Below are 12792 nucleotides of genomic sequence, written 5' to 3'. Positions count from 1 at the left end.
TTAGGATGGAAGATGGAAGTGAGATTATAGAAGTTTTTTTGATGGTAAAAACTATTTTTCTGGAATATATTCTAATAAATCTGCCGGTTGACAATCCAAAGCTTTACAAATAGCTTCTAAGGTCGAAAGTTTTATTGCTTTGGCTTTACCTGTTTTTAGTATGGAAAGATTGGCTTGTGTAATGCCAATTTTTTCTGCGAGTTCTTGCGATTGCATTTTGCGTTTGGCAAGCATTACGTCTAGATTGATGATGATTGGCATATTTCTAAATTGTTAAATCGTTTTCGGATTGTAATTCATAACCTTTTTTGAAGAAAGCAATAATAAAGAATAAAATGATTCCTAATGACAAAAATATAAAGCTAATATAAAGCAGACTAGCACTCATTTTTAAATTAAGATTAAAAAACCAATTAATAATTTGAATAGGAACAAATAGAATGCTCAACCAAGCCAATTTTTTGAACCAATCTATTGTTTTTAAATTAAAAATATAATCTTTACTTAAAGCCTCGGTAATTTTATAGCATACAAAACTGAAAACTGTAAAATAGCTAGAACTTATTAAGCTGTTGATAATGAAGCTTTTATTGTGAATTCCAGTTAATAGATTTTGTTCTGTAAATGGATAATAAATTTTAAATTTCAGAACATCTTTTATTGGATTGGTATATTCATTTTTTGCCCAACCTACATCATTTCCTAGAAGAAAGAATTCTGATAAAATATTGCTTCCTGTTTTATACTTATAATAAAGGATAGAAAAACCAATGATTTCATAAATAAAATGAAAAGCAATAAATAAGAAAAGGACTAAAAAAAAGTAACTGAAATACTTAGAGACAGAGTTTTTGCCGATTAGTTTCATGATTTTTGTTTTAAAGTTATATCGCAAATGTATAAATAATTATTGTAAAACAATAAAATATTTTAAATTTTGATAAAATTTATTTTTCTGCGTTGCATTTTGCGTGAGGGCGTAACCGAAAATCCCGCAGTAGGCGCAGGCTAAAGCTTTGGCACGAGGAATTGTAGGTGAAGACCGACTTTTTGTTTTTTTTGGAAAGGAATGAAGTGGCTAAAAACAAAAAGGCACGCCCAAAAAATATACATTTTTAAGATGATAAAATGCATTTGTGTACTATTTTAATTTTATTAACTTTGTAAGAACCAATCATTTAAAACTAATATTTATGGGAAAAGGCGATAAAAAAACGAGAAGAGGAAAAGTAACCGCAGGAAGCTACGGAAAAACAAGACCGAGAAAATCCGGAACATCTAAAGTAGCGGCTCCAAAAGTGGAAGCAAAAGTTGAAAAACCTAAAAAAGCAGCAAAACCTAAAGAAGAAACGGCTGAAGAAAAGCCAAAAACTGCTAGAAAGAAAAAAACCGAAGAATAATCTTCGGTTTTTTTTATGTGAAATTTTTTTAAAAATTATTTTCCTCCAAGAATTCCTCCAAGAAGATCTCCTAATCCGCCGCTTTGTTTTTGGTTTCCGCCACCAAGAACGCTTCCTAGGATATCTCCTAGTCCACCACCAGATTGTTGACCGCCTAAAACACTTCCTAAAATGTCATTAAGAGGATTTGCGGGTTCGGCTTGAGCTTGTTGTTGAGCTCCACCCAAAATTCCGCCTAATAAATCACCCAATCCACCTGCATTTACACCGTTTGCTTGTTTTTCTTTACCGATGTAACCCATAATAATAGGAGCTAACATGGCAAGAATTGGCCCGATTTTATCCATAGAAATTCCTGTATTTTGAGAAAGTTGGTTTTCTACGGTAGCTTTTTGTCCGCCGAAAATGTGGTCTAAAATAGAACCGCCTTCTTGTTCTCTTTCTAGAGCAGATGACGGATTGTCTAGGATAGAACCATCATGGTCTCTGTCTAAAGCGTTATTAAGTGCTTCTGCTTCGTTGGCATCTTGAGATTTATTTCTAAGATACGAAATAATAAGAGGAGCAGCTACTGCAGCAAGAGCAATCATTTGAGATTTAGAAATCCCGAATTTGTTTTCGGCTTCTGTAGCAACTTGATTTCCTACGTTTCCTGTGATAAGGTCTAATAAACTCATAGTTTTGGTGTTTAATGTTTAAAATTTTTTATAAAGATGTATAAAGTTAGCAAATTTTATACCTAATACGTTATAAAGAATTTAAAATTTGAAAAATAGATCTAAATCACTGTTAATCAAGATTAATTTTTAAAAATTGGGATATTAGAACAAGCTTCGCCGAACATGAGCGATTTTACAATTGGTTTCAGTTTTTCTACCAATTCTATGTAAGCATTTTCGGGAATGTCTTCTTCGCTGCAACCTTTTACGAGAACGCGTTTTGCTTCTAAATCGGCGAAATTATAATGAGAAATGGCTTCGTGCATTAAAACCACTTCTAAATCTTTTTTGGTTCCGTAAACTATTTTTTTAGCAACTCCTGTGAGCTTGGAAGTGATGAGGAAATAAGCCCAAATCGGAACAATAGCGTCTACTGAACAATAAACGTAAACATAAGCGTCACGATAGATTTCAGAGTCTATTTCTGCAACTTTTTCGCGGAAATCTTTTTCTTTCAAAATCATTTCCATGAAGAGAAAATCCTTCAAATCTATCCCAATTCTTTTGCCTTTAGGAGAAAGTTCTGATAAATCAAAATTCACCAAACCGCTTTCTGCTACTTTATTTTTTATTTCGAAATCTTCTGACATTTTTTATTATTATCTTTGAGCAAAATTAAGTCAAATTTTTAGAATAAAAATTTTTAGTCCATCTGAAAATCTAAAATCTAAAATCTAAAAAATCTAAAATCTTGAAATACTATATCATCGCAGGAGAAGCATCAGGAGACTTACACGCTTCTAATTTAATGAAAGCCATTTTACAGAAAGACCAAAATGCAGAATTCAGATTTTGGGGAGGAGATTTAATGGCGAAAGTTGCAGGTGAAAAACCTGTAAAACACTATAAAGAATTGGCTTTTATGGGTTTCTTGGAAGTGGCGATGAACCTTAGAACGATTTTGAAAAATATAAAACTTTGCAAGGAAGATGTTAAAAATTATCTACCAGATGTTTTGGTTTTGGTAGATTATCCAGGTTTTAATTTAAGGATTGCAGAGTTTGCCAAAAATCTTGGAATAAAGGTAGTTTATTATATTTCTCCACAATTATGGGCTTGGAAAGAAGGCAGAGTAGAAACCATCAAAAAATATGTAGATGAAATGCTGGTGATTCTTCCTTTCGAGAAAGATTTTTATAAAAAACATCAAGTAGATGCTCATTTCGTAGGTCATCCTTTACTCGATGCGATTTCTGATTTGCCAGAAATTTCTGTTGAAAATTTCAAAAAGGAAAATGGTTTAAATGAAAAAAAAATTATTGCCCTTTTACCTGGTTCTCGCGAACAGGAAGTAGAAAAAATGCTCGCTTTGATGCTTTCGGTTAGAGATTCTTTTAAAAATTATCAGTTTGTAATTGCAGGAGCACCAAGTTTACCCAAAGAATTTTATCAGAAATTTGTAGATGAAGATGTGCATTTTGTTTCCAATAAAACCTATGATTTATTGAGATGTTCTAGAGCAGCTTTGGTGACTTCGGGAACGGCAACTCTAGAAACGGCGTTGCTGAATGTTCCAGAAATTGTGTGTTACCGAACCAGTAAAATTTCTTACGAAATTGGTAAACGTATGGTGAAAAATATCAAATTTATATCTCTTGTGAATTTGATTATGGATCAAGAAGTGGTAAAGGAATTGATTCAAAGTCAACTCAATACAGAAAATTTAGTTGGTGAACTTCAAAAAATTCTGGAAGGGCCAAAACGTGACAAAATGCTTCAGGATTATGAACTTCTCAGAGAAAAATTAGGTGGAAAAGGAGCAAGTAATCACGCCGCAGAAATTATTGTTAATCTATGATGAAAAAAATATTTGCACAACTCGCAGAAATAGAGAATTTAAAACCATTTTCCCATAAAAAAGCACCTGAGATTTCAGAAGCGAGTATTGGTTGGCATTTAGAACACTCGCTTTTGGTGATTTCTAGAATTTTGGAAGGTTTGCCACTTTCTCATCCAGAAAAATATCAACCTAAATTTTCTTGGGCTAAATTTATGGTCATGACTTCGGGATATATACCTAGAAAAAAAGGAAAAGCTCCGAAATTCACTATTCCTACAAATGAAAACTTTCTAGAAAATATAGATAATTATCTAAATTCCGTTAGAGAAAATTTACAAATGATTAAGAATCTTCCTTCTCAATCTTATATAGAACATCCTTATTTCGGACATTTAGATGTAAAACAAACTTTAAAATTTTTAAAAATTCATACTCAGCATCATCTTAAAATTGCAAGAGACATATTGGCTAAATCTCATTAGAGAATTTTAATGAAGAAAAAATGACAAATAAAAGAGTAACAAGAGGTTGCTCTTTTTTTATTTTGAAAGGATAAGTTAGAGTAGTTTCTTCATGTTTTAATCAATTTCATTGCTTAAATTTGTTGAAAATTAAGAATTATGGCTTTTAACGAAAAGGATTATCAGAAAATTTCTACGGACCGTACATTCATTATTGATTGCTATACAGAAATGTTATCTAGAATTAATGAAAAGGAACTAGTAGATTTAATCAACAATACAGAAGAAGGGAAAAAGTTCGAAGAAAATGAATTGTCTAGTGAGAAAATTATACAATCATTAAGTATCTATTTTCAATTGATGACATTGGTAGAAGAAAACGGAGCTACACAATATAGAAGAAGATTAGAAGACCAAGAAAAAATCACCGCAATTCGTGGTTCGTGGGGAGAAGCATTCCATTTTTGGAAAAATTCTAATGTGACAGAAGAAGATATGCTGAATGCGGTTTCTGCTACTCATGTTATTCCTGTGCTTACTGCGCATCCTACTGAAGCAAAAAGAGTTACGGTTATAGAATTGCATAGAGAATTGTACTTGCTTTTGGTGAAAAAGGAGAATACTTCTCTCAGTAAATTAGAGCAAAATGAAATTAAAGAAAAAATTATTCAGCTTCTAGAAAGATGGTGGAGAACAGGCGAAATTTACCTGGAAAAGCCAGACATTAAAGACGAAAGAGCAAATGTTTTATATTATCTTACCAAGATTTTCCCGAATGTTTTGGTGAAAAGTGACCAAGAAATCATCAATTCTTGGATTGAGTTAGGGCTTAATCCTCAGAAAATTAAAAATCCAGATTATTTTCCGAAAATTAATTTTGGAAGTTGGGTTGGTGGTGACAGAGATGGTCATCCTTTTGTAACACCTGCAGTGACTAAGGAAACGCTTTTGCTTCATCGAAAAGCCGCATTAACATTGATTAAAGAAGATTTAATTCATTTGGCTAAGAAAATTTCTATTTCGGCGGTGTCTAATCCTGTTCCTTTTCAGCTTTCTGAAATGATTCAGGAGAAAGTTTCTGCATTAGGTGAAATGGGCAAAAAAGCAGTAGAAAGAAATCATTATGAACCGTGGAGACAATTCGTAAATCTTATAATTTGTCAATTAGAAAATACCATAACAGAAAATTTTGAAGATTCTAAAACTTATTATAAATCTAGCAAAGCGCTTCAAGAAGATTTAAAAAAATTGAGAGAAGTTTTGGTACAAAATGGTTTCCAAAGCATTGCCGAGGATTTATTATTCTCGGTAGAAAGAACGGTTCAATGTTTCGGTTTTCATTTGGCTAAATTAGATATTAGACAAAATAGCGCTTTCCATGATAAAGCTATTTCGCAGATTCTTAAAGCCAGCGGTGAAACAGATTATGATTTCGAAAATTGGGAAGAAGAAAAAAGAGTAAATTACCTGAACCAAGTCTTGAGCAACAATGCTTTTATTACAGATGTTACCATTTCTTACGGTCCAGAAGCAGATAATGTTTTAGATTGTTATAGAGTCATTCGTCAGCATATCAGTCAGTACGGAGCAGAAGGAATAGGTTCTTTTATTGTAAGTATGACCAGAAATTTAAGTGATTTATTGGTGGTTTATCTTTTGATGAGAGAAACTCAACTCCTTAATACCAAAATAAGAGTAGTTCCACTTTTAGAAACTATCGAAGATTTACAAAATGGTTCAGAAATTTTAGAAAAATTCTTGCAACATCCTATTACAATTAGCAGAGCTAAAAATTTAGATGGAAAACAAGAAGTGATGTTGGGTTATAGTGACAGCAATAAAGATGGCGGAACCATTGCAAGTAAGTGGAATCTTCATAAAGCAGAAATTGCCTTATCAGAAATCGGCAAGAAACATAATACCGAAATTTATTTCTTCCACGGAACTGGAGGAACCATCAGTAGAGGTGGTGGTAAATATCATCGTTTCCTAGAAAGTATGCCAGAACAAACCGTTTTTGGAACGGTGAAAATTACAGTTCAAGGCGAATCTGTAGCGCAACTTTTCGGAAATCCTATGACAGCGAAATATAATCTCAATGCACTTTCGTCTGGAACTGCAAGACATATTATTCAAAATAAATACAAAACCGAAAAACCACAATATCCATTTGATTCTATGGAATTTCTGGCTCAAAAATCCTTTGAACATTATAGAAATTTAATAGAAACTCCAGGATTTATCAATTTTTATGGAAAAGCAACGTGCATAGATGTTTTAGAAAAAAGTAAAATAGGTTCTAGACCAGCCAGAAGAACAGGAACCAGAACATTGCAGGATTTACGTGCGATTCCTTGGGTTTTCAGCTGGAATCTTTCTCGTATTGCTCTCACAGGTTGGTACGGTTTAGGTGAAGCGCTCAAAATTTTGAAATCAGAAAAACCACAAGAATATCAGCAGTTAAAAGAAGCAGCTCAAAATTGGAATTTCTTCAAATTTTTAATGATTCAGACCGAGACCAATCTTATTTTGTCTAATCTAGAAATTATGAAAAAATATGCAGAATTAGACCAAAATGAAGAAGAGAGAAACCTATTGATGGATAAATTTCTTGCCGACCATCAAAATGGAGTTCAGCTGATAGAAGAATTGTTCGGTGAAGCTGCTCTGGAAAGAAGAAGCGGACAATATGATAACTTGAAATGGAGAAACCAAAAATTAGATGTTTTACACCATTTACACCTTCATTATCTACAACGATGGAGAAATTTAGATGACGAAAATAAACTAGAAAAAGATAAAATTCTCAATAAATTATTAAGTTTAATCAATGCCATTTCAAGTGGCTTGAAAAACACTGGATAAGAGTATAAAATTCCTTAAATGTAACGTTTAAGGAATTTTTTTGTTTAAAAATGGAGAAAAAGAACTCGTGAGTTCAATAAATTTTTATATTTGGTTAAACTAATAACCAAATTGCATGAACAAGCAACCACTTTTGATTTTGTGGATTTGTTTTATTTTCGGGATTCTTATTTCCGAAAAATTGAGCTTGTCAACGGTTTTAGTCCATGTATTTCTGAGCTTTAGCTTCTTGTTTTTAGTTTTTAGCTTTTTAAAAATTCATTTTTTCTTCAAAATCAAAGAGTATGTATTGGCAATTTTCTTTTTGGGATTAGGTGTTTTCGCACATGAACTCCATAATAAAAAACAAATTTTCCCCAATTTTCCTAATTCTTCGGAAGTGGTTTTTACTTTGGATAAAAAGCTGAATTCCAACGAGAAAAATAAACGCTACGAAGTCAAAATTTTGAAAGTTAATGAGAAATCGGTTGATTTAGGTTTGGTTTTGTCGGTTCCAAAAGAAGAAAATGAACTGGATTTCAAACATTTTTATAAAGCCGAAATTTATCTCAACAAAGTAAAAGCGAATGCGCAGGATTTTGGATTTGATTATCAAAAATATTTGGCCAGAAAGCAGATTTATTTTCAAGGATATGCTCCTAATTCTTTTCAAGTTGCGGAGAAAGAAAACCTTACTTTGTCCGAAAAAATTAAACAAAAACGCTTAGAAATTTTGCAAAATATCGACCAAGCAAAACTTTCTGAAAAATCTAAAGAATTTACCAAAGGAATTATTCTGGCAGACCGCACAGAAATGGACCGAGAAACGGTAGAGGATTTTAGTAAATCTGGATTGGTGCATATTTTGGCGATTTCGGGTTCGCACATGGCAATTATTTTTTGGTTGATTTTACTGCTTTTGAAACCAATTTTTCCTGCAAGATTAAGAAATGTTCCGATTGTCATTTCTATGATGTTCATTTGGTTATTTGCAATTTTTATAGATTTTGGAAGTTCTGTGATTCGTTCGTGTATTATGATTACAGCATATTATTTCTATGTTTTATTGCAACGAAAACCAGATTTGTTACATGCAATTGCGATTTCTGGTTTAGCGATTTTGATTTTTGACACAAATCAACTTTTTGATGTAGGATTTCAATTGAGTTTTATTGCTGTTTTCGGAATTTTTTGGCTCAATGAACCGATTTTAAAATATTTGCCAAAGCCTAAAAATAATATTCAGAATTTTTTTGTGAATGTAATTTCGATTAGTATTGCTGCGCAAGTGGCGACTTTACCATTGGTTATTTATTATTTTCATCAATATTCTCTGATTTCGGTTATTGCGAATCTGGTGGTGATTCCTTTTTCTGAAGTAATTATCATTTTTGCTTTATTGATGACCATTTTGTTGGGTTTTGGCCTCGATATTTCTTGGTTAAATGCTCTTTACGATTCTGGAGTTCAACTGGTTTTGAAAGTGATTCATTTTTTCGCAAGCCTTGATGTTTTCTTCTTTAAAAACATACCAATGCATTGGTCAGAAGTCATCGTTCTTTTTAGTATGATTTATTTTTTGAGGAGATTTTTAACACGTCATCATTTAAAATCACTCATCAAAGTAGGATTTTTGGTCATTTTATTTTTAATGCTTAGAATAGGATTTAACTACTCTGAAAATTCTAAATCCGAAATCTTAGTGCACGAATTTTTTAAAGAAAAAATAATTTCTGTTAAAGAAAAAGATAAAGTAGTCTTTTTTGTGAAAAATTCTAAAAATATAGAAAAGCAGAAAAAGTACATCATAGAGCCTTATTTGGTTGCTAGAAGAGTGAATGATTTTAAAATTATCTTTGTTCCTCAAAACGTAAAATTTTTAGTTATTAATGAAAAAAAATATAGTGTTGAATAATTTATTTAGAATAGTTATAAACTGACAAATATGACATTTGTCATGATTTCAAACGTTAACAAATTCTTAATTTTGTGAAAATTAAAAAAAATAAATAAACAATGGCAGGATTAACTCAATCTACAATTGGTAGAAAGTTTTTAATGGCGCTTTCAGCAATGTTTTTGCTTGTCTTTTTGTTGATTCACTTGTCGGTAAATTTACTATCGATATTTAGTGAAGATGCATTTAACACAGCGTCTCATTTTATGGGATACAATCCTTTAATACAATTTGTGATGCAGCCGGTTTTAGTAGCGGGTGTAATCTTTCACTTTGTAATGGGCTTCGTTTTAGAAATGAAAAACAAAAACGCAAGACCAGTAAAATATGCTGTAGCAAATAACAGCGGAAATTCTAGTTGGTCTTCTAGAAATATGATTATTTCTGGAGCAGTAATTTTAGCTTTCTTAGGACTGCATATGTATGATTTCTGGATGCATGAAATGAATTATAAGTATGTAGAAGCTCTATCAATCAATGAAACAAGATATTGGGAAGAGTTACATGCTAAGTTTGCAGATTTATGGAGAGTGATTTTTTACGCAGTTTCTTTTGTTTTATTAGGATTGCACTTATCACACGGTTTCCAATCATCATTCCAATCGATTGGAGCTAGACATCCCAAATATTTAAAATGTGTAAACACTTTAGGAACTTGGTATTCTATTTTAATTCCGCTAGGATTTATCGTAGTAGCTGTATTTCATTTCGTAACTCAATAATTTACATAATATTATGAGCAAATTAGATTCAAAAATTCCAGCAGGTCCTTTAGCAGACAAATGGAAAAATCATAAAGCACACATGAATTTGGTTGCACCAAATAACCGTGATAAAATAGATATTATTGTAGTAGGAACTGGTTTAGCTGGTGGTTCTGCTGCGGCAACTCTTGCAGAGCAAGGATATAATGTAAAAGCTTTTTGCTACCAAGATTCACCAAGAAGAGCGCACTCTATTGCAGCTCAAGGTGGTATTAATGCAGCTAAAAATTATCAAAATGATGGTGACTCAGTTTACAGATTATTCTATGATACCATCAAAGGTGGAGATTATAGAGCAAGAGAAGCTAACGTACACAGATTAGCAGAAGTTTCAGCAAATATCATTGACCAATGTGTAGCGCAAGGTGTTCCTTTCGGTAGAGAATACGGCGGTCAGTTAGATAACCGTTCTTTCGGTGGAACTCAGGTGAAGAGAACTTTCTATGCAAAAGGTCAAACAGGTCAGCAATTATTATTAGGTGCATATTCTGCAATGAGCCGTCAAATCGGTAAAGGTAGAATTAAGATGTACAACCGTCATGAAATGATGGACTTAGTAATGGTAGATGGCAAAGCTAGAGGTATTATTGCAAGAAACTTAGTGACAGGAGAAATCGAAAGACATTCTGCTCACGCTGTAGTGATTGCTTCTGGTGGTTACGGAAACGTATATTTCCTTTCTACTAATGCGATGGGTTCTAACGTTTCTGCAGCTTGGAAAATTCACAAAAAAGGAGCGTATTTCGCAAATCCTTGTTTCGTACAGATTCACCCAACTTGTATTCCAGTTCACGGAACACAACAGTCTAAACTGACTTTGATGTCTGAATCTCTTAGAAACTCTGGAAGAATTTGGGTTCCTAAAAAATTAGAAGATGCTCAAGCCATCAGAGAAGGAAAACTTAGACCAGAAAGCATAAAAGAAGAAGATAGAGATTACTATTTAGAAAGAAGATATCCTGCATTCGGTAACTTAGTACCTAGAGACGTAGCTTCTAGAGCAGCTAAAGAAAGATGTGATGCTGGTTTCGGAATCGAAAATAATGATACTAAAGAAGGAGTATTCTTAGATTTCTCTACAGAAATTATGAAAAAAGGTAGAGAAGCTGCGACTGAGAAAAACATTCACAATCCTTCTGAAAAACAAATCTACGATTTGGGTAAAAAATGGGTGGAAGAAAAATACGGAAACCTATTCCAAATGTATGAGAAAATTACAGCAGACGATCCATACGTAACTCCTATGAAAATTTATCCTGCAGTTCACTATACCATGGAGGAGTTTGGGTAGATTATAACTTAATGAGTACTATTCCTGGTTGTTTCGTAATTGGTGAGGCTAATTTCTCAGACCACGGCGCAAACAGATTAGGTGCATCTGCTTTAATGCAAGGTTTAGCAGACGGATATTTCGTATTGCCTTACACGATTGCAGATTATCTTTCTGCAGACATCAGAACAGGACAAATTCCTACCAATTCTTCAGAATTTGAAGCTGCTGAAAAAGAAATTAAAGACAAAGTAAACTTCTTCTTAACCAATAAAGGAACTCACTCTGTAGATTACTTCCACAAAAAACTAGGAAATGTAATGTGGAACAAAGTAGGTATGGGAAGAACTCCAGAAGGTTTAGCAGAAGCAATTAAAGAAATAGAAGAAATCAGAAACGATTTCTGGAAAAATGTAAAAGTTCCTGGCGAAGCAGATGGAATGAATACAGAGCTTGAAAAAGCATTCAGAGTAGCAGATTTCTTAGAATTAGGTCAATTAATGGCGAAAGATGCTCTTGAAAGAAAAGAATCTTGTGGAGGACACTTCCGTTGGGATCACGCTACTCCAGAAGGTGAAGCAGAAAGAGATGACGAGAACTACAAGTATGTAGCAGCTTGGGAATACAAAGGTGATGATATCAACGCCGAAGTATTGCACAAAGAAGAATTGGTGTACGAGAATATTGAAGTGAAAACGAGAAGTTATAAATAATCTCCATAAAATAATTTAAAAAATGAGTGCAAAAAAAGGATTAAACCTGACTCTAAAAATTTGGAGACAGAAAAATAATAAATCAAAAGGTCAGTTCGAGACCTATAAAATATCAGATGTTTCTACGGATTCTTCTTTCCTTGAAATGCTAGATATGCTAAACGAACAATTGGTAAATAACGGAAGCGAACCAGTAGCATTCGACCACGATTGTAGAGAAGGAATCTGCGGAATGTGTTCATTGTACATTAATGGTAGAGCTCACGGTCCAGATACAGGAATTACAACTTGCCAATTGCACATGAGAATGTTCAAAGATGGAGAAACCATCACTATTGAACCTTGGAGAAGTGCTGCTTTCCCAGTTATCAAAGACTTGGTAGTAGACAGAAGCGCATTTGACAGAATTATGGCTGCAGGTGGTTTTGTTTCTGTAAATACTTCAGGAAATACACTTGATGCAAACGCTATCCCAGTTCCTAAAGAAGATGCAGATAAAGCAATGGATGCTGCAGCTTGTATTGGTTGTGGAGCTTGTGTAGCAACTTGTAAAAATGGTTCTGCTATGCTATTTGTAGGTGCTAAAGTTTCTCAGTTTGCCCTTTTACCACAAGGTAGAGTAGAAGCGAAGAGAAGAGTACTAAACATGGTAAAACAAATGGACGAAGAAGGCTTCGGTAACTGTTCTAACACAGGTGCTTGCGAAGTAGAATGTCCTAAAGGAATTTCTCTAGAAAACATCGCTAGAATGAACAGAGAATTTCTTGCGGCTCAATTTACTACAGTAGATTAACCTTATCAATGAAATAATTTGAAAATCACCTCTTTCTTTGAGGTGATTTTTCGTTAAAACTTTCCCAAAACACAAAGTTTTTTTCTGCAAA

General features: G+C 33.2%; 11 protein-coding genes and 1 pseudogene. 8 read left to right on the top strand and 4 right to left on the bottom strand.

Annotation, left to right across the window (positions count from 1 at the left end):
* Positions 1-51 precede the first annotated feature (51 nt).
* Together EB819_RS09290 and EB819_RS09285 are read right to left on the bottom strand one after the other, a co-directional pair.
* Positions 52-261: a helix-turn-helix domain-containing protein gene (locus EB819_RS09290; RefSeq protein ID WP_069800714.1), complete on the bottom strand. Its 210-nt coding sequence runs from the start codon at positions 259-261 to the stop codon at positions 52-54.
* A 4-nt stretch (positions 262-265) separates the two neighbouring features.
* Complete coding sequence (locus tag EB819_RS09285; RefSeq protein ID WP_069800716.1) at positions 266-868, bottom strand: DUF2975 domain-containing protein; 603 nt, start codon at positions 866-868, stop codon at positions 266-268.
* Positions 869-1193: 325 nt separating this feature from the next.
* Between EB819_RS09285 and EB819_RS13040 the strand changes: the two genes are divergently transcribed.
* Positions 1194-1400 (top strand): 30S ribosomal protein THX, encoded by a 207-nt coding sequence (locus EB819_RS13040; RefSeq protein ID WP_069800718.1) that lies wholly within the window; start codon positions 1194-1196, stop codon positions 1398-1400.
* A 35-nt stretch (positions 1401-1435) separates the two neighbouring features.
* Here the strand turns inward: EB819_RS13040 and EB819_RS09275 are convergent, their stop codons facing one another.
* Both EB819_RS09275 and EB819_RS09270 read right to left on the bottom strand, forming a co-directional pair.
* Entirely contained in the window at positions 1436-2077 is a 642-nt protein-coding gene (locus EB819_RS09275) for a DUF937 domain-containing protein (RefSeq protein WP_069800720.1), read from the bottom strand.
* 122 nt (positions 2078-2199) lie between these two features.
* On the bottom strand, positions 2200-2709 hold the full coding sequence (locus EB819_RS09270) for a DUF2480 family protein (RefSeq protein ID WP_069800722.1): 510 nt from the start codon (positions 2707-2709) through the stop codon (positions 2200-2202).
* A 101-nt stretch (positions 2710-2810) separates the two neighbouring features.
* Here EB819_RS09270 and lpxB point away from each other — a divergent pair, with 101 nt between their 5' ends.
* The 7 genes and pseudogenes from lpxB to EB819_RS09235 all read left to right on the top strand — a co-directional run bounded on the left by lpxB (position 2811) and on the right by EB819_RS09235 (position 12701).
* Positions 2811-3917: a lipid-A-disaccharide synthase gene (gene lpxB / locus EB819_RS09265; protein WP_069800724.1), complete on the top strand. Its 1107-nt coding sequence runs from the start codon at positions 2811-2813 to the stop codon at positions 3915-3917.
* Positions 3914-4381, top strand: coding sequence for a DUF1569 domain-containing protein (locus EB819_RS09260; RefSeq protein ID WP_069800726.1), 468 nt, complete (start codon positions 3914-3916; stop codon positions 4379-4381). The genes lpxB and EB819_RS09260 overlap by 4 nt, the downstream gene beginning before the upstream one ends.
* 138 nt (positions 4382-4519) lie before the next feature.
* Positions 4520-7225 (top strand): phosphoenolpyruvate carboxylase, encoded by a 2706-nt coding sequence (locus EB819_RS09255; protein WP_069800728.1) that lies wholly within the window; start codon positions 4520-4522, stop codon positions 7223-7225.
* Between the two features lie 115 nt (positions 7226-7340).
* Positions 7341-9119 carry a ComEC/Rec2 family competence protein gene (locus EB819_RS09250; RefSeq protein WP_124878745.1) on the top strand — a complete coding sequence of 593 codons (1779 nt, stop codon included), beginning with the start codon at positions 7341-7343 and terminating at the stop codon, positions 9117-9119.
* A gap of 101 nt (positions 9120-9220) precedes the next feature.
* A complete protein-coding gene (locus EB819_RS09245) occupies positions 9221-9883 on the top strand; it encodes a succinate dehydrogenase cytochrome b subunit (protein WP_069800732.1) in 663 nt (220 codons plus the stop codon).
* A gap of 13 nt (positions 9884-9896) precedes the next feature.
* A pseudogene (locus tag EB819_RS09240) lies at positions 9897-11908 on the top strand (fumarate reductase/succinate dehydrogenase flavoprotein subunit).
* Positions 11909-11930: 22 nt separating this feature from the next.
* The gene (locus EB819_RS09235; protein WP_069800736.1) at positions 11931-12701 is read left to right on the top strand and encodes a succinate dehydrogenase/fumarate reductase iron-sulfur subunit; all 771 of its coding nucleotides are present in this window, start codon (positions 11931-11933) and stop codon (positions 12699-12701) included.
* The last annotated feature ends 91 nt before the right edge of the window (positions 12702-12792 follow it).

Source organism: Cloacibacterium normanense (assembly GCF_003860565.1).
Classification (GTDB): Bacteria; Bacteroidota; Bacteroidia; order Flavobacteriales; family Weeksellaceae; genus Cloacibacterium; species Cloacibacterium normanense.
The sequence above is the reverse complement of the archived record's forward strand: the minus strand, read 5'-3'. Positions and strand labels throughout refer to the sequence as shown.

Excerpts from the sequence above, each read along its gene's own strand:
- EB819_RS09270 (WP_069800722.1), bottom strand. The coding sequence starts at position 2,709 with ATGTCAGAAGATTTCGAAATAAAAAATAAAGTAGCAGAAAGCGGTTTG.
- EB819_RS09260 (WP_069800726.1), top strand. The coding sequence starts at position 3,914 with ATGATGAAAAAAATATTTGCACAACTCGCAGAAATAGAGAATTTAAAA.
- EB819_RS13040 (WP_069800718.1), top strand. The coding sequence starts at position 1,194 with ATGGGAAAAGGCGATAAAAAAACGAGAAGAGGAAAAGTAACCGCAGGA.
- EB819_RS09245 (WP_069800732.1), top strand. The coding sequence starts at position 9,221 with ATGGCAGGATTAACTCAATCTACAATTGGTAGAAAGTTTTTAATGGCG.
- EB819_RS09250 (WP_124878745.1), top strand. The coding sequence starts at position 7,341 with ATGAACAAGCAACCACTTTTGATTTTGTGGATTTGTTTTATTTTCGGG.
- EB819_RS09275 (WP_069800720.1), bottom strand. The coding sequence starts at position 2,077 with ATGAGTTTATTAGACCTTATCACAGGAAACGTAGGAAATCAAGTTGCT.
- EB819_RS09255 (WP_069800728.1), top strand. The coding sequence starts at position 4,520 with ATGGCTTTTAACGAAAAGGATTATCAGAAAATTTCTACGGACCGTACA.
- EB819_RS09285 (WP_069800716.1), bottom strand. The coding sequence starts at position 868 with ATGAAACTAATCGGCAAAAACTCTGTCTCTAAGTATTTCAGTTACTTT.
- EB819_RS09235 (WP_069800736.1), top strand. The coding sequence starts at position 11,931 with ATGAGTGCAAAAAAAGGATTAAACCTGACTCTAAAAATTTGGAGACAG.
- EB819_RS09290 (WP_069800714.1), bottom strand. The coding sequence starts at position 261 with ATGCCAATCATCATCAATCTAGACGTAATGCTTGCCAAACGCAAAATG.